Origin of the sequence: Dokdonella sp. (assembly GCF_035703485.1) — a bacterium.
Taxonomy (GTDB): Bacteria; Pseudomonadota; Gammaproteobacteria; order Xanthomonadales; family Rhodanobacteraceae; genus Dokdonella.
This window is the reverse complement of the sequence record NZ_DASSYD010000199.1, coordinates 1-22,805: the sequence shown is the minus strand read 5'-3', so window position 1 is coordinate 22,805 and position 22,805 is coordinate 1. Positions and strand designations below refer to the sequence as shown.

19 protein-coding genes and 2 tRNA genes are annotated in these 22,805 nt (G+C 59.1%); 4 read left to right on the top strand and 17 right to left on the bottom strand.

What is annotated here, in order from left to right:
- Window positions 1–148: 148 nt before the first annotated feature.
- From VFN25_RS15275 to murJ, 13 genes are all read right to left on the bottom strand, one after another.
- Window positions 149–223 (bottom strand) — tRNA-Val (locus VFN25_RS15275).
- A 94-nt stretch (window positions 224–317) separates the two neighbouring features.
- Window positions 318–393, bottom strand: a tRNA-Thr gene (locus VFN25_RS15270).
- Between the two features lie 92 nt (window positions 394–485).
- The gene (locus tag VFN25_RS15265; protein ID WP_325143427.1) at window positions 486–884 is read right to left on the bottom strand and encodes a type IV pilin protein; all 399 of its coding nucleotides are present in this window, start codon (window positions 882–884) and stop codon (window positions 486–488) included.
- 123 nt (window positions 885–1,007) lie between these two features.
- Window positions 1,008–6,197, bottom strand: a complete 5,190-nt coding sequence (locus tag VFN25_RS15260) for a PilC/PilY family type IV pilus protein (protein ID WP_325143425.1) — start codon at window positions 6,195–6,197, stop codon at window positions 1,008–1,010.
- A 26-nt stretch (window positions 6,198–6,223) separates the two neighbouring features.
- Window positions 6,224–6,718 carry a pilus assembly PilX family protein gene (locus tag VFN25_RS15255; RefSeq protein WP_325143423.1) on the bottom strand — a complete coding sequence of 165 codons (495 nt, stop codon included), beginning with the start codon at window positions 6,716–6,718 and terminating at the stop codon, window positions 6,224–6,226.
- A gap of 7 nt (window positions 6,719–6,725) precedes the next feature.
- Window positions 6,726–7,934, bottom strand: a complete 1,209-nt coding sequence (locus VFN25_RS15250; RefSeq protein WP_325143422.1) for a PilW family protein — start codon at window positions 7,932–7,934, stop codon at window positions 6,726–6,728.
- A gap of 9 nt (window positions 7,935–7,943) precedes the next feature.
- The gene (gene pilV, locus VFN25_RS15245; protein WP_325143421.1) at window positions 7,944–8,471 is read right to left on the bottom strand and encodes a type IV pilus modification protein PilV; all 528 of its coding nucleotides are present in this window, start codon (window positions 8,469–8,471) and stop codon (window positions 7,944–7,946) included.
- Window positions 8,472–8,488: 17 nt separating this feature from the next.
- A complete protein-coding gene (locus VFN25_RS15240; RefSeq protein ID WP_325143420.1) occupies window positions 8,489–9,073 on the bottom strand; it encodes a GspH/FimT family pseudopilin in 585 nt (194 codons plus the stop codon).
- A 307-nt stretch (window positions 9,074–9,380) separates the two neighbouring features.
- Window positions 9,381–10,328 (bottom strand): 4-hydroxy-3-methylbut-2-enyl diphosphate reductase, encoded by a 948-nt coding sequence (ispH, locus tag VFN25_RS15235; RefSeq protein ID WP_325143456.1) that lies wholly within the window; start codon window positions 10,326–10,328, stop codon window positions 9,381–9,383.
- A gap of 8 nt (window positions 10,329–10,336) precedes the next feature.
- The gene (gene lspA / locus VFN25_RS15230) at window positions 10,337–10,831 is read right to left on the bottom strand and encodes a signal peptidase II (protein ID WP_325143419.1); all 495 of its coding nucleotides are present in this window, start codon (window positions 10,829–10,831) and stop codon (window positions 10,337–10,339) included.
- Window positions 10,832–11,045: 214 nt separating this feature from the next.
- Window positions 11,046–13,916, bottom strand: a complete 2,871-nt coding sequence (gene ileS / locus VFN25_RS15225; protein WP_325143418.1) for an isoleucine--tRNA ligase — start codon at window positions 13,914–13,916, stop codon at window positions 11,046–11,048.
- Window positions 13,913–14,911 carry a bifunctional riboflavin kinase/FAD synthetase gene (locus VFN25_RS15220; RefSeq protein WP_414648981.1) on the bottom strand — a complete coding sequence of 333 codons (999 nt, stop codon included), beginning with the start codon at window positions 14,909–14,911 and terminating at the stop codon, window positions 13,913–13,915. The genes ileS and VFN25_RS15220 overlap by 4 nt, the downstream gene beginning before the upstream one ends.
- A 170-nt stretch (window positions 14,912–15,081) precedes the next feature.
- Window positions 15,082–16,689: a murein biosynthesis integral membrane protein MurJ gene (gene murJ, locus VFN25_RS15215; protein WP_325143414.1), complete on the bottom strand. Its 1,608-nt coding sequence runs from the start codon at window positions 16,687–16,689 to the stop codon at window positions 15,082–15,084.
- Between the two features lie 80 nt (window positions 16,690–16,769).
- On the opposite strand from murJ, the gene rpsT reads away from it, so the two are divergent.
- Window positions 16,770–17,033 (top strand): 30S ribosomal protein S20, encoded by a 264-nt coding sequence (rpsT, locus tag VFN25_RS15210; RefSeq protein WP_325143412.1) that lies wholly within the window; start codon window positions 16,770–16,772, stop codon window positions 17,031–17,033.
- 105 nt (window positions 17,034–17,138) lie between these two features.
- Here rpsT and cgtA read toward each other — a convergent pair whose 3' ends face one another.
- The 3 genes from cgtA to rplU all read right to left on the bottom strand — a co-directional run bounded on the left by cgtA (window position 17,139) and on the right by rplU (window position 19,044).
- Complete coding sequence (cgtA, locus tag VFN25_RS15205) at window positions 17,139–18,191, bottom strand: Obg family GTPase CgtA (RefSeq protein ID WP_325143410.1); 1,053 nt, start codon at window positions 18,189–18,191, stop codon at window positions 17,139–17,141.
- A 238-nt stretch (window positions 18,192–18,429) separates the two neighbouring features.
- A complete protein-coding gene (gene rpmA / locus VFN25_RS15200) occupies window positions 18,430–18,699 on the bottom strand; it encodes a 50S ribosomal protein L27 (RefSeq protein WP_325143409.1) in 270 nt (89 codons plus the stop codon).
- 3 nt (window positions 18,700–18,702) lie between these two features.
- Complete coding sequence (gene rplU, locus VFN25_RS15195) at window positions 18,703–19,044, bottom strand: 50S ribosomal protein L21 (RefSeq protein WP_325143406.1); 342 nt, start codon at window positions 19,042–19,044, stop codon at window positions 18,703–18,705.
- Between the two features lie 217 nt (window positions 19,045–19,261).
- Between rplU and VFN25_RS15190 the strand changes: the two genes are divergently transcribed.
- From VFN25_RS15190 to VFN25_RS15180, 3 genes are all read left to right on the top strand, one after another.
- Complete coding sequence (locus tag VFN25_RS15190) at window positions 19,262–20,101, top strand: HlyC/CorC family transporter (protein ID WP_325143405.1); 840 nt, start codon at window positions 19,262–19,264, stop codon at window positions 20,099–20,101.
- Window positions 20,098–21,351 (top strand): DUF4105 domain-containing protein, encoded by a 1,254-nt coding sequence (locus VFN25_RS15185; RefSeq protein WP_325143403.1) that lies wholly within the window; start codon window positions 20,098–20,100, stop codon window positions 21,349–21,351. Before VFN25_RS15190 ends, VFN25_RS15185 begins: the two co-directional genes overlap by 4 nt.
- 273 nt (window positions 21,352–21,624) lie before the next feature.
- Window positions 21,625–22,272 carry a DsbA family oxidoreductase gene (locus VFN25_RS15180; RefSeq protein WP_325143401.1) on the top strand — a complete coding sequence of 216 codons (648 nt, stop codon included), beginning with the start codon at window positions 21,625–21,627 and terminating at the stop codon, window positions 22,270–22,272.
- Window positions 22,273–22,340: 68 nt separating this feature from the next.
- Here VFN25_RS15180 and VFN25_RS15175 read toward each other — a convergent pair.
- Window positions 22,341–22,805, bottom strand: a 465-nt coding sequence (locus VFN25_RS15175) for a hypothetical protein (protein ID WP_325143399.1), incomplete at its 5' end; no start/stop codon positions are given.

The following is a 22,805-nucleotide window of genomic DNA, read 5'->3' as shown; positions in this document are numbered from 1 at the left end:
CTCGACGCTATCCACGGCGACACGAAAAACCCGTAGGAGCTCGTTTACGAGCGAGCATTTGCCTGGATCGCAAGATGCAGCCGATCGTATTCGGTCCCACCATGAAGCCCGCCCTTGTAGGGGCTGCTGCGATTTCGCGGAAACGGAATGGTGGGCGATAGTGGGATCGAACCACTGACTTCCACCGTGTGAAGGTGGCACTCTACCGCTGAGTTAATCGCCCACTGCCGGTTGGCTTGCCGCAGTTTGCGGCCGCTTCCCGCCTTCATCTCCCAGCTGCACCGATGGTGCAAAGCTGCAGACTCCCGGATGCGGGATGGTGCCGGAAATAGGAATCGAACCTACGACCTCATCATTACGAATGACGCGCTCTACCAACTGAGCTATTCCGGCGCAGAAGGGGTGCGGAGTATAGACGTCAGGGATGCATTCGACAAGGCAGCTTGGCTGCAAACTGCGCCGACCTGGTCTCAAGGGTGCAAATGCTACCAGCAGCCTTCTACTCCAAGCGTACCACTTGCAGTCTTGACGCCGCGCTGGTTCAGGCTAAGAACATTGCATTGTGTATCGCCCGTCTGAGGAGCAACTGGCGTAGCCGTGATTGTGAAGGCTGTTGCGGAAAGCGTGGGGTAGGTGATGTCGTAATACTTGGTGCCGGTTCGTGGCGATTGATTGAAGGTTTGCGGAAAACCCACATAGGTGCGATTGAGTGTGTACGCGCGCTCCAGAGCCAGCGAAATTTCCAGCAAATCCGTCTTGGCCTGTGCGCGCCGCGTCTTGCGAATATATTGATCGTAGGATGGCAAGGCTATCGCAGCGAGGATCGCGACAACTGCGACGACGATCATCAGTTCGATCAGTGTAAATCCCCTGAGCTTTTTCAACGTCTTATCCTCTTGAATGGCTGACCCGGACCTTGCTGCAGCCAGAATACCAATAATCCACAGGTCACTTGAATATCGGCGATGGACACATCCCTGTGTCCCTCTATTTGGTATGTCAATCGATCAGCGGATCTGCTTCCACGAGATGCGACCGCACGGAATTGCCTTGCCTGGCGGACGTCCTGCCGAGTTCGGCGAGCGCCAGCTGCAACCGGTTACCGGGGGTTCGCAGCCTGGAGTTCCCGGAGTACACGGCGTAGGCGGAGCTACGCAGCCCGGGCTACCCGGCAGACACGGCACCGGCGGATTCGGCGGATGAATGATCACGATGGGCGGCTCACCTGGTGGCGGTCCGCGAACCGTATCGGTGCCGGCCAGCGGCTTTCCGGTCGGCGGCGCCATTCCCGTTCCCCATCCAGCTCCAGGCGCGATCGGGATGTAGTCCGCTGCACCGGTCAAGGCATCGAGAACCATCGTCGCGTTCAGGCTTCCGGGTTCACAGGTGTCACCTTCAGGACGGAAGGTATTGAAGATGACATTGCTGAGGATGCCTTGCGGGGTTGCAGTGACGCGCTCGCCATCAATCGACGTTGCGGAAGCGCCTGTGCAATCGTCTCCCGTGCACTTCAGGTCGAGGTACCAACCCAACTTGCCCGTTCCACCTGCTGTCTCCTTGAAGTCGACCGGATTTCGCGTGGCCGTGCGGTATCCATTGATGCCTCCTGCCCCGAGTGGCGTATAACTCGTGATCTCCTGCTTTTCGAGATCCGCGTAGGTGCCACTGGCGCGCGTCGCGATCGGGAAGAACGATGTCCACGAGTTGTTGACGTCATCGTAGCTTCGGCTATCCCAGATTCCGTAAATGGTATCCAGAGTCGGGCGTGATCCCTGGCCAAGGCGGGTTTCATCAGCATCATCCGGGTTCAAATAGCGGCCGGTGCCAAAGATCACCATGGTGCCGCCGAGCGGATTTGCCACTGTGTAGGAGCCACTGGTGATCGATTGGGGTTTGCCGGTCGGATCCAGTGCCTTGAAGATCGGATCCCCGCTGTTGCCCAGCGACCAGCTTCCTCCGCTCAGCTCAAAGCGCCACATATTGCCTTGATAGTCACCTGCGTAGATCGTGTCCGCGGCACCGTTGCCGCTGTTGTCGACTAGAACCGCAGTAGCCAGACCATTCGGACCCTCAGTGCAACCAGAAGCACCCGTCGGGCAGCCCACACCGGTGTCGATCTTCTGGATCAGCGCACCGGTCGCAAGATCAACGATAAAGAGAACACCGCGCTGACGATCGCTGTTCAGACCATTGCCGAATACTGCTACCCATTGGTTGCCCTCGGTAACGCCGATATAGGGGCGACCAACGAACTGACCCATGTCGCCATCGAGCGAGCTGTTGAATTCCCACATCACGTCCGATTGGCCAAAGCTGCGTGGATTGCTGACATCAAGCGCGTAGACGGCGCGCGCGCCGGCGCCAGTTGATCCGGCAAGGACAGTCTTCCAGCCTCCGAGATACGCATCGGTCACCGTCGGCGTACCGTCAACGAAGTAGTGGTGGACATATCCTGGCCGGGCCAGCTTGTTGAGGTTACCAATCACGGCATTCGGAATATAGGCGAACTGTTCCACGCCACCACCCACTCCATCGCGGCCATCAAAGGCATGCAACATGCCATCGTTGGCACCAACGAAAACGATAGGATTCTCCGAGTTGCTGCCAAAGATGGTCTTTTTCGCATCCACATAGGCCGTATAGCTGCCTGCCGCAGTCGGATCCACCGTTGAGAGAATGCTGGCATAGCCAAAGCTGGTTACGCCGATGACTGCAGGCGATGAATTGAGAATGTCGCCCACCTTGGAGCCGCGTTTGCGATACGGACAATCCGTCGGAACCGTGCAGCCAGTAACACCCTGCTCGTTGCTCTGGTCACCCTTGATGTAGGCGACAAACTCGTCAACGGTGTATTCGGACGGCAAGGTATCCATCAATGTGGCTTGCATGGCGGCATTGAGGCCTGCCGTCGTGAACGGCGTTCCGGTGAAGCCACCGGCAACCGGCCTTGCCGTGAAAACATTGCGTGCGCTGGCAGCAGGCATCTTCGCGCTGGCACTCCATTGTGCCGAACCGCCGCTGTCATACGTTGCATCAGAGCTCAGACGGAAGGCCTGGATGTCACCGGACCAGTCGTCGGATTTGTACGAAGCTTCGTACGCCAACGTGGCGCCCGGGACATAGCGCGGTGTGCTCGTCGCCACACTCGCTGTCGGCTGCGCGTTGTTAAGGATGTCGGCGAACGCCTTGTCGAGCTGCGCGCGCAAGTTGGCCGGATTGGTGACCAGGAAGTAATTATCTGGCACTCCATCATTATCAACATCAACTTCAGCAGGCTTGGGTGCACCGTACTTGGCGGCATACCAGAGCGGATCGTTGAGGAAAATAGCACCGCCGGCCGCGCCAGCGGCTGAAGGTGTGAAGATGCGTGTCGATGTCAAAGGCAAGCGTGAGTTACAGGGCGTTGGCGGTGTCGTGATGCCACAGGCGCCCGGTAGCAACGGATTCGGCGTATTCAACGCGTACGGCAAAAAACTACCTGTACCGGAGTCCGTGTCACGAACGTCAAGATAGACACCATCCTGCGTAGTACCAGACATGACATAACCCATATTCTGATCCGCACCACCAGCCGCATATTCCGAGTTCAATGTTACGGTGACCGTACCATCCGCATTGGCGGATACCAGGTAGCGAACGATCGCGTCCATGTCATGGTCATTGCCTTGCTCGACGTCCTCGTAGTTGATACGGAACGCGGCATAGGCGCGGCCTTCGTTGATCGTTGCGTCGGACGGCTGTCCGGGCAGGTTGGCGATCTTCTCGACATAGAAATCGACGATCGTATTGGTCGGCTTGCGCGTGCCGTCACCAAAGGTGCCGCTGGCGGTCTTGGCAAACGGCAGCAAGGTGATCTTGCCGTCGCCGATCGGAAAATCGATGCGTGGCAGCGGCGAGGCCAGGGCGATCGAATAGGTGCTGAGGTTCTGCTGGCCGGTCACGGTATTGAGATCGGTTGCCCGGGCAAAGCGCGCCACTGCCGCTGCCGAATACGAGCCGCCCTTGGTCGGCTCTTCCGGAGCAAGGCCGCGGATATTGCCGAAACTCGATGCCGTCTTCGCCGTCGGCGCACCATCGGTCACGTTGTTGACATCGCCGATGAACACCGATTTCGAGCCCGCGCCGAATTCGGCATTCCACATGGCCTGACCTTCGGTTTGCAGACTGAAACTTGAAATCGAGGTCGGTGTATCGTTCGTCGTCGTGACCGCTCCTGTGAACGGGCTGCCCGGTACGTCGCCGTCATAGCTGGGATTGATGTCACTGATCAAGGTCTGGAAGGGGCGCGAGCAGGAAAGGAAGCCACCACCGGTGGGAGCTGCCGCGTAAGGATCCTTCCAGGTTTCCTTGTTCAGCTTCATTGCGGTTTCTTCATTGGCTCCCTGCCCCGAGGGGTCGCCGGTGCTGAATCGCGTGGTCGGCGCAGCGGCGCCGGCAAAATAGCGCATGCTCTCGTAGACCATTTCACCCAACGGATTGCCCCACATGCGGCATTCGCCGTTGTCGATGGCTCGATTACCGACCGACGGACAATGGCCATTGCCATTGGCCCAGTTCCAGTTGGAATCGCTGTTGAGATTGTCTGTCGTGCTGTTGCCATAGTTGCCGCCGATCATGCGGAAACCGCTGATCGTATTGACGATGCCGTTCACGTTGCTGCGGAAAATGCCGGTATCCGGATCGATCTCGGCGCCAAAATTGGACATGTTGCGACGCAGGACGCCGCCTTCGAGATTGTTGAACTGCGAGCCGGTGATCAGGCCGAAGTACATGCGTGAGGTTTCACCGTAATCGTGCAGGATGCCGGTCGGCTTGAACTGGCCATTCGGATAGGCCTTGCAGGTCGTCTCGCGCAAGCTTGCGTCACTGGCCGGGCAGGATTGCACGCGAACCAGGTAGTCGTCGCGCGTGGCGGCACCCGTCGTCTTTTGCAGAAAAAGGCCCCAGGTTTCGCCGCCCCCCGCTTCCTGGTGCCTGAAAACGATGTCATGCGCGCCTGCGGTAAGCAAAAACGAAGCAGAGTGACTCTCGAGGCCGCCATTACTGCGGTCGCCAGCGTGACCACCGTACCAACCCACTCGATGGATGCCATCAATGAACAGATCGACCGCATCATCACCGTCGATGCCGAACTTGTAGGTGCCAGCAACAGGAATGATGATCTTGCCTTCGAGCTTCGTGAGAAAATTGTCATTCGTGCAACCGTTGCTACCACTGAACGGATTTCCCGAAGCACGGTCGATCACACTGACCACCCCGCTGCCACAAAGATTGCCGTTCACCGCGTTGCCCGTGAACAGCGAATCCATGCCGTTTTTGTCAGCGGGGCTGCCACTGCCTGACGTCCGCTTCCATGTCGTGACGGAGAGGTTCTGATACATGTCCGAAGGAACGATCTCCCACGAGGAGCCGCCACTGGTTACGCAATCGACTCGTGAATTGCCAGAAGTGAAGCATTTGTTGCCCGCCACCGGGCCTTCAATCGACAGCCAGTTCCAGACGCGCTTGTCGGTGTTCTTCAACACCCGCAGCATCGGTGCCTGGTAAGCCGGGAAGGCAAACGAGTTATTGATGCCGGTCGTCGTCGTTACCGCGAACAGGATATATCTGCCGGCTTCGGGCGCGGAAAGCGGCGCGTAGTTGCTGATGTCATAACCATCGCGCGCGACACTCTGGTATTCCTTGCCCCAGCTATGTCCATCCTGCGGCAGGAACGCGCCTTGCAGGATGGTTTCGGTGGTCGAGTCGACCTGACGCCAGCCGCCATACAGCACCCGACGCAAGGCATCGAGGCGCGATGTGGTCAGGTAGTTGAGGAAATCACCACTCCATTTGCCCGAACATTGCTTGCCGCTGGCAGCGGAACTGGGAACAAACTTGTATCCATCCCACGTGTAGCAAACGTCAGAGTTGAAATAGCCGTAATAATCGATCGTGGCGGGCTTGTAGCCGATATCAAGCGCGCCATCGCCATCCAGATCCGAAGCGTCGTTGTAAGCTTCATAGTAGATCTTGTGATCCTTGCCCATGACGAGCATGTTCAAGGGCGCCTGACCACTGGCCGTGAACAAGGGTTGCTGGGCGACATCGACGCCGCCAGAAGCCGCTTGCGCCCAAGCATCGGTTGGTTGCGCGATTCCCGCCGCAGCGCACAGCGCGGCGCATATCGCGGCGAGTTTGGTATTAAGCAGTTTCATTGAGGTTCTCCCGTCCAGGCAACGGATCAATAGACGTAAATGGTTTGTACAGTGGCCCAAGACGCACTGCTGACAGGGCTGCCAGGATCTTTTTCCTGGCCGGAAATCACGTAAAAGCGAGGCTTCTTGTTCGGGTCATCACCGACAATGCTGCCGCGCTGCTCGGGGCAGGCTCCCCCGCAGGCGCGAACATTTTTTTCGAAATGGACTGCCGGCGGATAGGTGGTCAACCAGGAATCCCAAGGGTTTCCGTTTGCCGCCGACAATCCAACCGGATTCGGTGAAATATAGTCATAAGCGTAAAGCGGATCGCTGACCTGATCCCGGCCCTCGGCCATCTTGCCCTCGGCGCGCTCGAACGCGACTTGCTGGACACGAAAGTTTCCGGACATGCGCTCTTGCAGCATCGTCACCTGCATCGCGGTGAGGCCAAGCAAGGTCAGCAGTAACAGCATGATCAGGGCAACAAACAGGATTGCACCGTGATTTCGCTGGAATCGGGGTTGGGAAAATGGCTTCATGGCGTTCTCAGGAATTGTACAGACGGTTACGCAAGGCAATGGTGGTCTCATATACCTCACGGATTGCTCCATTGTTGTCTGTAGGCGTGACATCCGTGCCGAGCACCTTGTAAGTGCGGTCTGCGACTCCGGCGCGTCCGGGGCTGCGGATCAACATGCCGACGCGAACACTGAGCACCCGACGCCAATTGGCATCGAGAGCCGCGCCGGTGGCTCCGTTGGTGACATCTTCTGCAGTGCGATATTCGTCGATGGCACCATCGGCGACTACTGAAGTGTCATAGCCGAAGCGAAGCTGCATGTTCTCGATACCCTCGACGAACTCTTCAGGCGCGGCCAGTTCGACGTCTCCGCGCTTGAAGCGCATCAGAAACAATGAATTGATGCCGGCCGCATTAGGTTTGACGAACAAAGCGTAATACTCGGCACGGTGAATTTCTGCGTTCAGACTCGGATCACCGACCAGCGGTTTGGCATTGAGAAATGCATTGGAAATCCGAAAGTCCCAAGGACACGGAGCGCTACCGCAATTGTCTACCGATGGATCCGCGTACACATTGGGTGAAGTCAGACCTTCAGCGACAATCGCCGAACCTGCGCTCGTTCCGTTCAGGATGCCTGCAAAGACATCAGCCGATCGACAGTTCTGCAGACCCAGCAGGACGGTCTTGTTAACCTCAGGCAGGAACGGCGCATCCGGCTCACCTACCACGAGAGTCAGCTGGTTGGTCGCTTTCGAGATACTTAATACGGGGACGCTTTCCTCGCTGAATACGCGGAGGATAAGGACGTCGGTGCCATCAACAATGCCGGTGATGGAAGAAAGCTCGGCAGGAGCGGTCCCGGTGCCGACGGTATACGCCTCGATCGGCCGATTGAATCGATACTTGTCACCCCCGGGTACGGTGGCATCGAAATTCGCCAAATGGTTGACGAAACTATCCTGGATGAAGCGACTGGTATCCGCGCCGCAGCCCATGAAACCAACCATACGCAATTGACGTTGCAGAAACTGGGTGGCAAAACGACCATTTTCCTGAACGCGCGAAAGCCCTTCCGTCATTTGCGAGGTGGTCGCTGAAGCGCCGAAAATCTGCACCAGTCCAAGCACAAGGAGAGCGGCAATTACGATGCCGATCATCAACTCGATTAGCGATACGCCAGCCTGACCAGATCGAAGGCGATTCAAGGAGTGTTCGGGGGATTTATTCGTCATGGGTATCGCCTACATCCGGCTCGAAACGACAAAAACGCTGACCTGACCGTCAGTACCTGCACCGGGACCGTTATCAGCGAGACCTGCTTTGAACGTGCTTGCATCAACGGTGCACTTGCCTGTGGAGTCTCCCGAGTCGCTGTCCCAGCGAGAATCAGCCCAACGGATACATACGGCGACTTCATTGGCACTGATCGGAGCCACAGCACCGCGCCCATTGGGCAATTGGCATCGGATCGTCCGTTGCCACTCTGCCAGCTCAAAGGCTGCCGGCGACGAGGTCGGCGGAGTCGAAGTGCACGCAGTATCGTCGTAGTCATCCGAATAGTAATCGCCCAGATTGACCCGATTGGCGCGGATATTGTCGAGCATCATATTGGCCAACGAAGTGGCCTGGCTGCGAAAATTGGCACTCTGGTTCGCCTTGACGGCATACGCCTGCAATGCAGCGAGGCCGAGCAAGCCGAAACTCAGAACCAGCAGGGCAATGAGCACCTCTAGCAGAGTAAAACCGCGCATGCTGATACCTGATCGCATGTATGACTTTCCTGGATTCATGAGCAGGCAACCTGTTTTGAACTGGAGGTACCCAGCTCGGTGACAACAATCGTGCGTTGCTGTTCGCCTGAGCAACTGGTCTTGGGTTTGAGCGTAAACGTTACTGCCCCGGCTGAATCAGCCCTCGCCTCGCCTCGCGGATTGAAGCGAATGAAGGTTTGCGCGGCATTGGGCAACAAGCTGTTGTTGGCGTTGCCGACCCAAGTCCTCAGCACGTTCGCATCCGCGATAGGGTCAGGCGTCGTGGCGCCAAGCGAATCATCAATGAAGACCATCCAGCCCTTGCTCCAGTCGTTCGACCCTCCACACTTTGTCGGTACAGGGCTGGCCGTGGTATCGGCAGCGCAGATGGTGACGCCGCGAGTACGCGTAATCGACTCGTTGCGCGCGTACTTGATCGCGCTTAGAAAATCGTTGGTCTGCGTGCTGGCGCGATTGCCGCGGATAACCGTATTGAAGCTGGGCCCGGCGATCATGGCCAGAATCGCCAGGATGGCAACGGTAACCATCAATTCGATAAGGCCGAAGCCTTTGCGCGAGGTGCGGTCAATCGAATCGATGCGGTTAAACCTGGATGACATGGAACCCCCTTGTCCTGCAACGGACTTATGACGATGAACGTATCCGGCGGCACCTGCCAGAGCAAGCGCAGTGCACGCACGAGGTAGCATTTGGCGGATAAACGGCGCTGACTGGATCCGGAGTGCTCGCTGGTGCAACTCATCGGGCCTGCCTGGCGGCCAGTCGGACTTTGCCGGTTGAGGCGAGAATTTGGTTGGACAAGGTCAGATTTTCGACGGTTTGCAGGCCCATGGTGGTGCTACGGGTCAAATCCGGCGGAAATATGGACCGTTGCAGCCCAGCCGAATCCGGGCTAGACCGTTGGCGTCAGCCAACCACCTTGATACGCAGCTCTTTCGGCAGCGCAAATGTCATGTTTTCGCGCTTGCCTTCGAGTTCGCGGACTTCTCCGGCACCCCAGGCCTTGAGCCGGTCGATGACATCGAGGACGAGGCCTTCCGGGGCCGAGGCACCGGCGGTCAGGCCGACCCGGTTGCCGTTTTGCAGCCATTCGCGCTGGATATCGTCGGCACCATCGATCAGGTAGGCGGGTACGCCCTGCTTCTCGGCGAGTTCGCGCAGGCGATTGGAGTTGGAGCTGTTCGGCGAGCCAACGACAAGAACAATGTCGCACTGCTGGCCGAGCTCGCGCACCGCATCCTGGCGATTTTGCGTGGCGTAGCAAATATCATCGTGGAGCGGCCCGATGATCTTCGGGAACCGCTTGCGCAGGGTCTCAATGACCTCGCGGGTGTCGTCGACCGATAGCGTGGTCTGACTGACATACGCCAGCTTTTCGGGATCAGAAGGTTTCAGTTTGGCCACGCATTCGGGTGTCTCGACCAGATGGATGGCGCCCTTGTTGATGGCTTTCCACTGGCCCATGGTGCCTTCGACTTCGGGATGACCGGCGTGGCCTATGAGTACGACATCACGCCCGGCCTTGCCGTGACGAGCAACTTCAATATGCACCTTGGTGACCAGCGGACAGGTCGCATCGAACACGTTGAGTCCACGCCGGTCCGCTTCGTTGCGCACCTCCCGGGAAACACCGTGCGCACTGAAGATCACCGTCGCGTCATCGGGCACTTCATCAAGCTCGTCGACGAAGACGGCACCGCGATTGCGCAAGGAGTCAACCACGAAGCGGTTGTGCACCACTTCGTGACGGACATAGATCGGCGCGCCAAAGGTTTCCAGCGCGCGTTCGACAATTTCGATGGCGCGATCGACTCCGGCACAGAAACCACGGGGATTGGCGAGAAGGACTTGCATGTCGGTCATTATCGCGCAGCTTCCACTTTCTTGCCGAACAATCCGAACGCAAGCAGCAAAACCGCGCCAACGCTGATCGCCGAATCGGCAACATTGAATGCCGGCCAGGCCCAACTGCCGTAGTGGACGTCAATGAAGTCGACCACGTGGCCGAGACGCATGCGATCGATGACATTGCCAATTGCACCACCCACGACCAGTGCCAGCGGCAACGCCGTACGCCAATCGCCGCGCTCGGTACGCTTCAGCCAGACGATCAGGACGATCGTGACGACAATCGCGAGTACCGTGAAGAACCAGCGTTGCCAGCCACCCGCATCGGAAAGGAAGCTGAACGCCGCACCCTCGTTGAAGGCCAGGGTCAGATTGAGCCAGCCATCGATCAACGGCAGGGTTTCATGCAGTTGAAAATGATCGAGCACGAGTAATTTGGTGATCTGGTCGGCGACGATGATGGCGACGGAAAGAGTCAGCCAGCTCAACGCGTTGGGACGATTTGGCATTGCCGGTAGGTCAAGATTGAATAGGGCCGTGCATGGTACACGGCGGCATGGGTTTGGCCGCAATTGACCCACGAAATTGAAGCGCAGGTTTTCGCGCATTTGTAGACACGCGTTTGCGGGCGCGGTTTGTGCATCTTGGCGGAAAGCAACGCGACCGAAGGAAGTCCATTTTCGGGACGCCTGAAGGCGCTCCTGCAGATTTCGGAGGGTCGCTTTAGAACCAGCGTCGGGTTTCGCCCTGCCCTTCGATATTGCCTGCGCATCGACCGCACAACTCTGGATCATCGGCGTGGCTGCCGACGTCGGCCCGGTAATGCCAGCAGCGTACGCACTTCGCTGCCGTGCTCGGCTTGGCCACGACCCAGGCTTCAATGCCTTCGACGTGGACTGCGTCGGCTGGCTTGTCGGCGATGTCGGCGATCTTCAACTCCGAGGTGATGAAGAAGAAGCGCAGTTCGTCGGCCATGTCGGCATGACGTTTGCGCGTCGCCGCATCGAGATACAGGGTCACTTCCGCCTGCAAGGACGCGCCAATCGCTCCGGCGGCACGCATGCCTTCGAGAACCTTCGATGTCGTTTCGCGGATTTCCAGCAGCTCGTTCCAGAATTTGCGTTGCTCGGGAGCTGCCTGGCTGGCGGCGAGGCCGTCGTACCAGGTCTCGAACAACACCGATTCGCTGCGCTTGCCTGGCAACAGCGGCCAGATTTCCTCAGCGGTGAAACTGGTGATCGGCGCGAGCCAGCGCACCAGGGCTTCAAGGATGCGGAACATTGCACTTTGCGCACTGCGACGACCGATGCTGTCGGTCGGCATCGTGTACAGGCGATCCTTGGTGATGTCGAGATACAAGGATCCCATTTCATTGGTGCAGAAATTCTGCACGCGCTGGACGATCTCGGGGAAGTCGTAGCGATCATAGGCGGCGATGACGGCGGTCTGCACATCATGCGCTTGCTGCACCGCCCATTGGTCGAGCAGCAGGCATTGATCGACGGGCAGCAAATGCTTGCCCGGATCGAAACCGTCGAGATTGCCGATCAGGAAGCGTGCGGTGTTGCGGATGCGTCGATAGGCATCGGCGACGCGCTTGAGGATTTCGTCGGAAACGGTCATCTCGTTGCGGTAGTCGGTCGAGGCAACCCACAAGCGCAGCACGTCGGCACCGAGCGAATCGACGACCTTCTGCGGCGCGACCACATTGCCCAGCGACTTCGACATCTTGCGGCCGTTCTGGTCAACCGCGAAACCGTGGGTCAGCACTTCATCGTAGGGTGCGTGGCCGTGCATCGCCGAGGAGGTCAGCAGCGAGGAATGAAACCAGCCGCGATGCTGATCAGAACCTTCCAGGTACAACACCTTGTCACCCGGTTTGCGCGCCAGCGCGTCACGCTGATCGAGCACGGTGAAATGGGTGACGCCGGAATCGAACCAGACATCGAGCACGTCGCTGACTTTTTCGTATTGACCAGCTTCGTCGCCGAGCAGCTCTTTCGCATCGAGCTCGGCCCAGGCATCGATGCCATCCTGCTCGACCCGCTTTGCGATTTCCTCGAACAGCGCTTCACTGCGCGGATGCGGCAATTGTGTGGTCTTGTCGACGAACAGGGCGATTGGCACGCCCCAGGTGCGCTGGCGCGAAATGCACCAATCCGGACGGCCGGCAATCATGCCGGTGATGCGCTCTTCACCCCAGGACGGGATCCAGCGCACATCCTTGATCGACTTCAACGCGGTCGCGCGCAAGCCTTCCTTTTCCATGCTCATGAACCACTGCGGCGTAGCCCGGAATGCGACCGGGGTCTTGTGTCGCCAGCAATGCGGATAGCTGTGCTCGAGCTTTGAATGCGCAAGCAAATGACCGTTCTCGCGCACCAGTTCGGTGATCGAATCGTTGGCCTTCCAGATGAACTGGCCTTCGACAATCGGCGTACCCGGCAGATAGACGCCGTTGGCGCCGATCGGGTTGAGTTCGGCGGCGCTGTATTTTTCGATCAGGCCATAGTGCCTGGAGACAGTGAAATCCTCGGCACCGTGTCCGGGCGCGGTATGCACGGCGCCCGTACCGTCTTCGGCGGTGACGTGATCGCCGAGCAAGAGTGGAATTTCGCGCGCGTAGAACGGATGCTGGAGCACCATCCCCTCTAGTTCGGCACCACGGATTGATTTCGAAGCCGCATTTGCCGCGCCGTTCTCGTCCGCCGACCCGTATCGATTGGCCACCTTGTCAGCCAGGAGAGTGGCGACAACGAGCCATACCTGCTTTCCACCGCGTTGCGGCCCCACGATCAGGCTGTAATCGAGCTCGGCACCCAGCGAGATGGCCAGGCTGGCCGGCAGCGTCCACGGTGTGGTCGTCCAGATCGGTACGGCGACGATGGTCTCGTCATCGACCTCGACGCCGAACTTCGCCGCCAATGCCTTCGGGTTGATCGCGTCGTAGGCGACATCAACCGCAGGTGAAACCTTGTCGGCATATTCAATCTCTGCCTCGGCCAATGCCGAACCACAATCGAAGCACCAGTGCACGGGCTTGAAACCGCGCGTGATGTGGCCGTTGGCATAAATTTTCGCCAACGCACGCAGCATGTCGGCCTCGAACTTCGAGTCCATGGTCTTGTACGGATGATCCCAGTCACCAAGCACGCCGAGGCGTTTGAAATCCGCGCGCTGCAGATCGATCTGCTCGGCGGCGTATTCACGGCATTTCTGGCGAAACTCCGTTGCGTCGAGCTTCTGTCCAACCTTGCCGAATTTCTTCTCGACGGCAATCTCGATTGGCAGACCGTGGCAATCCCAACCCGGCACATACGGCGAGCGGAAGCCGGCCAGCAATTTCGACTTGACGACAATATCCTTGAGCACCTTGTTGACCGCGTGACCAATGTGAATCACGCCGTTCGCATACGGCGGGCCGTCGTGCAGGATGAATGCATGCTCGCGTGATGCGGTGCGCTTCTGGATTTCCTCGTAGCGGTTGTTCGCGTACCAATCGGCAAGGATGCCCGGCTCGCGCGTGGCGAGATTCGCCTTCATCGCGAAATCGGTCTTCGGCAGGTTGATGGTGTTCTTGTAATCCTTGCTCACGCGAAAACTCCGCTGGATCGGACACGACCGTCTTTGTTGGCCGCATCGGGTGGGAAATCTGATTGAGGTGTCGCCAGCAACGCGCGTGCTTCGGCTGCATCCAGGTCGATCTGCTCGACCATGGCTTCAAGCGTGCTGAATTTTTCCTCGTCACGCAATTTGGCGACGAATTCGACGTCGATGCGGCGGCCGTAAAGATCGCCATCGAAATCGAACAGATGCGCTTCGAGCAGGGGTTCGACACCATTGACCGTCGGTCGGATACCCAGACTGGCGACGGCCGGCAGCGAGTGCTCGGCTACGCCATGAACGCGCACGGCGAAGATTCCACTGATCGGCGAAGTGCGGCATCCAAGGCGGATGTTGGCTGTCGGGTAGCCGAGCTTGCGACCCAGTTGCTGGCCGTAGACAACATGGCCACCGATCTTGAATGGCCGCCCAAGCAAATGCCTGGCCGAAACGAAGTCACCTTCAGCGAGCAACTCACGAATGGCGCTGCTGCGAACGCGCTGGCTGCCAAGAGTGAACTCGGAAAATACTTCTGCGCGAAATCCATGCACTGCGCCCATCGTGCGCAACAGATCCACATTGCCGCTGCGCGCATGGCCGAAACGAAAATCCTCGCCAACCCAGACTTCCTGCACTTCGAGCCGGTTGAGCAGAATCTGCTCGACAAATGCTTCGGCGGGCATTGCCGCCAGTTCGGCGTTGAAGCGCAACAGGAGCAGAAGATCCATCTTTGTCGCACGAATCTGGCGAATCTTGCCGCGCACATCGTCGAGTCTTGGCACCGGTGTCGAGCGCGCAAAAAACTCGCGTGGAATCGGCTCGAAGCTGATCGCAACCGCCTCGACACCGAGCGCATCCGCTCGTTCGCGCACGCGCTGCAACAGCGCCCGATGGCCACAATGCACGCCATCGAAAGCACCGATACAGACAACACTGCCTCGCGGCGCCAGACAGGCACCAAGGCTATCGCGAAAAAGCCGGAACATCGGCGAAGTATAACGGCTGGCGGGCCTGGAATGGCGTTCGTTGCAACGATTGGTTTCGAGCATGAAATCCACCAAGGGAGCCCGTTTACCGACGAGGCTTGTCGCCAGCCCGTTCACCGCCACAAGGCGCCGGATCAACATCAACGGCATGAAAGCTTGCGCGAGCGGCCTTACTGCCCGCGCAGATCACGCAGACGGAATCCGCAAGCAAACATCACGGCGACGAAACTGCCGCCGCCGGTAACTACCAACGCCGCGAGGCGCGCCACCCGCGAAGCGGCTGACACTGCCGCCCAATCCGCCCAGTGCTCCAGACCCAGCCATAAAACAGCCGTCATCACGGCACAGGCAATGCCGAGGCGTGCGGAATGCCTGAACCAGCCCGGCCGCGCCTGATAGACCCCATCCCGCTTGAGCGCACGCCAGAGCAGGGCAAGATTGACGTAGCTCGCGCAAGCACTGGCCAGAGCCAGACCCATATGCAGCCCAGGCACCGAAGACAGGCGATCAAACCAGCCGATTTGCGCAGAATCCGGCGTCTGCCAGAACGCCAGCAAGGCGCCAATGAAAATCACGTTGAGCAGCATGCTCGCAACCATCGCGATGATGCCGGCACGAACCGGTGTTTTGGTGTTCTGCCGCGCATAGAACGCCGGGGCGAGAATCTTGACCAGGGCGAAGGCAGGCAGGCCGAGGGCAAGCGCCGACAGCGACATCGATGCCATGTCGACATCGTGCGGGGTGAATTCACCGTGCTGGAACAAGGTAAACAGGATCGGCCGCGCCAGCAGGACCAGGGCAATCATGGCGGGCACGGCAATCAGCAAGGTCATGCGCAGGCCCCAGTCGAGCGCATTCGAGAATCCTTCGCGGTCGGTCGAGACGTGATGCCGTGACAAGGTCGGCAGGATCACCGTACCCAGGGCAATTCCAAAGATTCCCAGTGGAAACTCGAGCAGACGGTCGCTCTGTGCAAGCCAGGTCTGCGAGCCGGTGATCAGGAATGAGGCAATCAGCGTGTCGAGCAACAGGTTGACCTGGGCGACCGACGACCCGAACAGGGTCGGCACCATCAGACGCAGGATCTTCTGCACCCCTGCGTGCTTCCAGCCCCAGCGCGGCAGAGTCAGCAGATCGAGTTTGCGCAAGGTCGGAAACTGAATCAGCAACTGCAGGATTCCCGCAGCGAGGATGGCCCAGCCCATCGCCATGATCGGCACTTCGAGAAGCGGTGACAGCCACAATGCACCGGCGATCATGCAGATGTTGAGGATCACCGGGGTCAACGCTGGCAGCGCGAACTTGTTGAAACTGTTGAGGATTCCTCCAGCCAACGCGGTCAACGAGACGAATAGCAGAAACGGAAACGTGAGCCGCAGCAGATCCGTGGTCAGAGCGAACTTGGCCGGTTCATCGATCGATCCGGGCGCAAAGCCGCGCGTGACCCAGCCGGCGCCGAGTATTCCGAGGGCGACAACAACAAGGAGAATGGTGCCAAGGGTGCCGATGGTGCGCGAAACCAACTCCCTCAGTTCAGCATGCGACCGGGTTTCCTTGACCTCGGTCAGAACCGGCACAAAGGCCACCGAAAACGAGCCTTCGGCGAAAAGTCGGCGCATGAAATTGGGAATCCGGAATGCGACCCAGAATGCGTCGGTAGCCGCCGAGGCTCCAAAAGCCCAGGCAATCGCCATCTCACGCACCAGACCGAGGATGCGTGATACAAACGTTCCACCACTCATGGTCAACAGCGAGCGCAATAGACTCGGCGCCTTCATTGGCAGCTCCAATTGACTCTTTGCGCTGTTACCGGCATAATCCCGCCCCTTTTTCCGCCCCCCGCTTTTGGAGTTTTACCTTGGCAAACATCAAGTCCGCGAAGAAGCGCGCCCGTCAGTCTGAAAAGGCTCGCCAGCGCAACGTCAGTGCCCGTTCCATGGTCCGCACCGCCCTCAAGAAAGTGGTCAAGGCGATTGACGCGAAGGACAAGGCCGAGGCCGAATCGGCATTCAAGGCCGCTGCTCCGCTCGTCGATCGCTACGCCGCACGTGGCCTGATCCACAAGAACAAGGCCGCTCGTCACAAGAGCCGCCTGAACGCGAGCATCCGCGCGCTGGGTTGATCCCATCGCCACTGCTTGACGCAAAAAGCCGGCGCAAGCCGGCTTTTTTGTTGCCTGGAGGCAACGCTGACCCAATCCGGCAAGCCAGGCACTGGCTCGCATGGCTTAGCCCTGGCCTGCTGCGATGGCCGCCTCGGCGGCATCACGGCGCTGCTCGTCGAAGAAGCGCTGGATATCCAGCGCAATCGGCCAGGTATTGTCGCGACTGATTGCGGAAACCAGATACCAGGGCTGCTTCCACTTGAGCTTTTTGACGATCGCCTTGGCGGTTTTCTCGCGATCCTCGACCGGAATCAGATCGAGCTTGTTGAAAACCAGCCAGCGTTCGCGCTTGAGCAACTCGGGGTCGAAGCCCTTGAGCTCCATCTCGATAATGCGAATCTGCTCGACCGGGTCGGTTTCCCCGTCGAGCGGGGCAATATCGACCATGTGCAGCAACAACCGCGTACGCGCCACATGCTTGAGGAATTGCACACCGAGGCCGGCACCATCGGCCGCACCCTCGATCAGGCCGGGGATATCGGCAATCACGAAGCTCTTGTCAGTCTCGATGCGAACCACGCCGAGATGCGGCTGCAGGGTTGTGAACGGATAGTCGGCGACCTTGGGTGTTGCCGCCGATACAGCCCGGATGAAGGTCGACTTGCCGGCATTCGGAAAGCCGAGCATGCCGACATCGGCGAGCACCTTGAGCTCCATGCGCAACTCACGCTCTTCGCCTGGCGAGCCTTGTGTGGCCTTGCGTGGCGCGCGATTGGTCGAGCTCTTGAAATGGATATTGCCCTGCCCGCCCCTGCCACCCTGGGCAACCAGCAGGCGCTGGCCATGCTCGGTCAGATCGCCGATCTGCTCGTCAGTTTCGACGTTCGAAACCACGGTGCCGACAGGAACACGGATGAAGGTGTCCTCACCGCTTTTGCCGGCCATCTGGCGACCCATGCCGTTCTCGCCGCGCACGGCCTTGAAGCTGCGCATGTGACGAAAATCGACCAGCGTGTTCAAGCCTTCGTCGGCGACCAGCCAGATGCTGCCGCCATCGGCACCGTCACCGCCATCCGGGCCGCCGAAGGGAATGAATTTCTCGCGCCGGAAGCTGACGCAACCATTGCCGCCGTTACCGGCATGGACCTTGATGGTGGCTTCGTCGACGAATTGCATAAAAGCTCGGGATTCGGGATTGGGGATGACGGGATTCGGAAAAGCGTACAGCAATCGCTCGCTGTCCCGTAGCAAACGGCTTTAGCCGTGATGCTTTTCTGTTTTGAACATCAGGAGCAAGAGCATCGCGGCTGAAGCCGCTTCCTACGGGAATCCGACAAGCGGTAATGCGACGAGCTGGCACCAATGAAAAGCCCCGCGCAGGGCGGGGCTCTGTCATAACAAGGGCGAAACGATGTCAGTTGACCGTAGCAGCCGGTACCACGCTGACGTGCTTGCGCTTGTTGATGCCCTTGGTCTTGAACTCGACGACGCCATCGACGATCGCGAAGATCGTGTGGTCGCGACCGAGGCCGACGCCGGTACCGGGACGGTACTTGGTACCGCGCTGGCGGATGATGATGTTGCCGGCATTGCATGCCTGGCCGCCGGACATCTTCACACCGAGAAACTTCGGATTCGAGTCGCGACCGTTGCGGGTTGAGCCGCCTGCTTTCTTATGTGCCATGACTTACTCCTTGGTCGCTTTCTTCTTGTCGGATGCACCGGTGATTCCGGTGATCTCGATTTCAGTGTAATGCTGCCGATGCCCCTGCTGCTTCATGTGATGCTTGCGGCGACGGAATTTGATGATGCGGATCTTGTCTGCACGACCGTGCGACTTGATCCTGGCGCCGACTGCAGCGCCCGCGACAAGCGGGGCACCGATGCTGACACCTTCGCCGGAACCGACCATCAGCACCTGGTCGAAATCGACCGTGCTGTCGACATCGCCGGCGAGCTTTTCGACGCGCAGGGTCTCGCCCTGGGTCACCCGGTACTGCTTACCGGATATGAGTACGACTGCGTACATTGTTGATTTGCCTATGTAGTTATTCTGGGATCAGCCCTCGATCCAAACCTGGCAAGGAGCCGGGCTCAAGAGGGGCGCGCGATGATAGCGGCTTAGGCAACGCTGATCAAGTCTCCCCGGTCAATTCAAGGCAACACGACCAGGTCAGGTAGATGGATTCAAGCACATCTTTGCTACACTTCGCCGTTCCGCCCGATCGGGCATGCGTTTGTGGAAGATGAGCGAGGATCCCCCCAGTAGCAATTCACACCGTTCATGGTTTGGACGCCTTACCCACGCACTCTCCGGCGAAGTCAGCAGCCGCGAAGAGCTGATCGACGAGCTTCGCCTCGCCCAAGCCAACGGCCTGCTCTCGAATCACACCCTGACAATGATCGAAGGAGCGATCAAGGTCACCGATCTTACCGTCGGCGACATCATGGTTCCACGCTCCGAAATGGTCTCAATCGCCGCCGACGCCTCGTTGAGCAGCGTACTGGAGATCGTTATCGAGTCCGGCCACTCCCGCTTTCCGGTCCACGGAACAGATCGTGACGAGATCGTCGGCATCCTGCTGGCCAAGGACATGCTGCGGTGCTTCGCCGAAAATGGCGGAGACGACATTCGCACCTTGTTGCGCCCGGTGGCACTGATCCCGGAAGCCAAGCGCCTGAATATCCTGCTCAAGGAATTCCGCCTTGCCCACCATCACATGGCCGTTGTCGTCGATGAATACGGTGGCGTCGCCGGCCTGGTCACGATCGAGGACGTGCTTGAGCAGATCGTCGGCGATATCGATGATGAGCATGACGAGGAAGAAACCCCGAATCTGATCCTGCCGCAGCTTGATGGCCGTTTTCTGGTCAATGCCCTGACCCCTATCGAAAGTTTCAATGATCGCTTCGAATCACGCTTTTCGGTCGAGGACTACGACACCATCGGGGCCATGATCACCGCGGAATTCGGTCATTTGCCCCAGCCCGGCGAGGAAATCCAGCTGGATGGCTTCCTGTTTCGGGTCTCCAAGGGTGACAGCCGACGCCTGCAGCAACTGGTCGTGCGGATCCAGGAGGCGTGATACGCCTCGTTTTCCTTGGCTTGTGCCTTGCGTTCGTTGCCGCAGCCTGGCCTGCGCTCGCCCAGTCCGAAGTCAGTGAATCGACGACTTCGCCTGCCCTCGAAGTCAGCCTGCTGACCTTCGGCCCCGGCGAGATCTACTGGCAGCGTTTCGGCCACAACGCCATCGTCATCCACGACCCGGCCAGTGGCGAGACGAACAGCTACAACTACGGCATGTTCGATTTCGACGAGGAAGATTTCTTCCTCAATTTCCTGCGCGGGCGGATGTTCTACCAGATTGCCGTTGAGGACCCCGCGGACGAAATCAACTGGTACGCCAGTGAGGGGCGTTCGGTTACCCGGCAGAATCTTCGCCTCTCGCCCGAGCAGGCGCGCGCGCTGAAAACCTATCTCGATACCAACCTTCTTCCTGAAAACCGCCACTACCGATACGACTACTTCACTTCGAACTGCTCGACACGTATTCGCGATGCGCTCAACGAGGTGCTTGGCGGCTCGCTGAAAATGCATATGACCTCACCATCACGCGGCTACACCTACCGCATGCTGGCCGATGCCTTGACCTCGCCCAGCCCGATGCTGATGGCGGTGATCGACATCGGGCTCGGTCCGTTCGCCGACCAGCGCCTTTCCTACTGGAAGGACAGTTTCGTGCCGATGGAATTCATGGCCCACCTGCGCGAGATGAAGGTCGAGGATGCCAGTGGCGCGCTGCTGCCCCTGGTCGAGTCAGAGACCGTACTGGCCAAGGCCCGTCTGCCTGCACCGCCGGCATTGCCGCCCGATCTGCGCTGGCCATTCCTCGGCCTCGGTCTCGGCCTCGGCGCATTGATGCTGTACCTGTCCTCGTGCCGCGAGTCCGCCCTCGCCCGACGCAGCTTTTCCGTACTCGCCGTATTGATCTCGCTCAGCTGCGGCTTGATCGGCCTGATCCTGCTCGGGCTCTGGAGCTTCACCGAGCACCTGTCCGCATGGCGCAATGAGAACCTGCTGATCTTCAGCCCGCTGTGCCTGCTTATGCTGCCGACGTGGTGGCGATCCTGGCGCTTGCCCAGCAAGGTTTCGGCATTCGCCCGAGCAATCGCCGCGATCATCGCCCTGCTCGCTGCGTTCGGGCTATTCAGCAAGATCCTTTCGGCGTTCCCGCAAGCCAATTTGGCCTGGATTCTGCTGCTGCTGCCAACCCATCTGGTGCTCGCGCTTGTGGCCACTCAATGGCGTGGCGATCGCATTTCCGTCAACGGCTGACTCCAGCAACCGCTGCACTGGCAGCGCACTGACCTCCAATGGTTCCAAACCAGGGGCACTGGGTCCCTGCCAGTGCAGGGACGACGGTGGTGTGGTGGCCGCGGTAGCCCTGTGTCGGCATGGCAGGACCTGCTGACGGGCACGAATCGCGAATGGCTATTCTCAGCATCCGACAATCGAACGCTCCGGTCGCCCGATGACTCTCAAGCTTGATACTCCGCCAGCTAGCCGCAATCTGCTTCAGTCATCCCCCGCTGACCCGGAGCACCGTCCATGACCGCAAATCTTCGTATCGATTTCGTTTCCGATGTCTCCTGCCCCTGGTGCGCGATCGGCCTCAAGTCACTTGAGCGGGCGATCGATCAGCTCGGCGACGAAATCAGGGTCGATCTGCACTTTCAGCCATTCGAGTTGAACCCGCAGATGCCTGCCGAAGGTGAGGACACCGGCGAACACCTGGCCAGGAAATACGGCTCGACGGCCGAACAGCTGGCCGCCAACCGCGAAGCGATTCGTGCGCGTGGCGAGGCACTCGGTTTCACCTTCAATGCGCGTGATCGCATCTACAACACGTTCGATGCCCATCGTCTGCTGCATTGGGCTGCGCTTGAGGGCAGCGCAAACGAACTTGCGCTCAAGCACGCCTTGCTGCGCGCTTATTTCACCGATGGAGTCGATGTCTCATCGCATGCCGAGCTGGCCCGCATCGCCAGCGAGTCAGGTCTTGATCGCCAACGTGCCGAGCAGATTCTCGAGTCTGATGAATTTGCCCAGGAAGTCCATGAACAAGAGCAGCACTACACCAGCAACGGCATCCAGTCGGTTCCTGCGGTGATCATCAATGGCAAACACCTGATCTCGGGTGGGCAGCCGCCAGAAGTCTTCGCAAACGCCTTGCGTCAGATCGCAGCGCAAGGCTGAGCGGCGGTTTTGCCCGGACAGCCGGCGACACAAAAAAACACCCGGTCAAGCCGGGTGTTTTTCGCTGATCAGTCGCTCTTCTTCTCGCTGACTGCAGGTGCGGGCTCGTTCATGCCGCGCGGCCCTTCCTGGATCATTCTTCGACCCTCTTCCGGGGTGGCCTGCTGCACCGGCTGCATGCCTCCCGCATTGATACCGTTCTTGTCCCAGGCGAATCGCAGGTTGCTTCTGAAGATCCTGACCGGCTGCAGCGCAGCGTCATCCTTGAGATCACCATACTTTCCATACAAGCCCTTCTGGCTGTTGGCGATGTAGTAGAGGCCGTCACCGGCAATCGTGCCCGTGGTTGGAACATCGAATGCCGGATTGGCGACATCGAGCGGCATCATCTTGGTGATGCTCTTGCCATCCTTGCCAAGGGTCAGACGGATGACGCGTTGTGGCCACATGCCGTTTTCGATCGCAACCAGGGTTCCGTCATACCAGTACAGGCCATCGATGCCGCCAAGGACCAGACTCGTGGTGTCATGCGC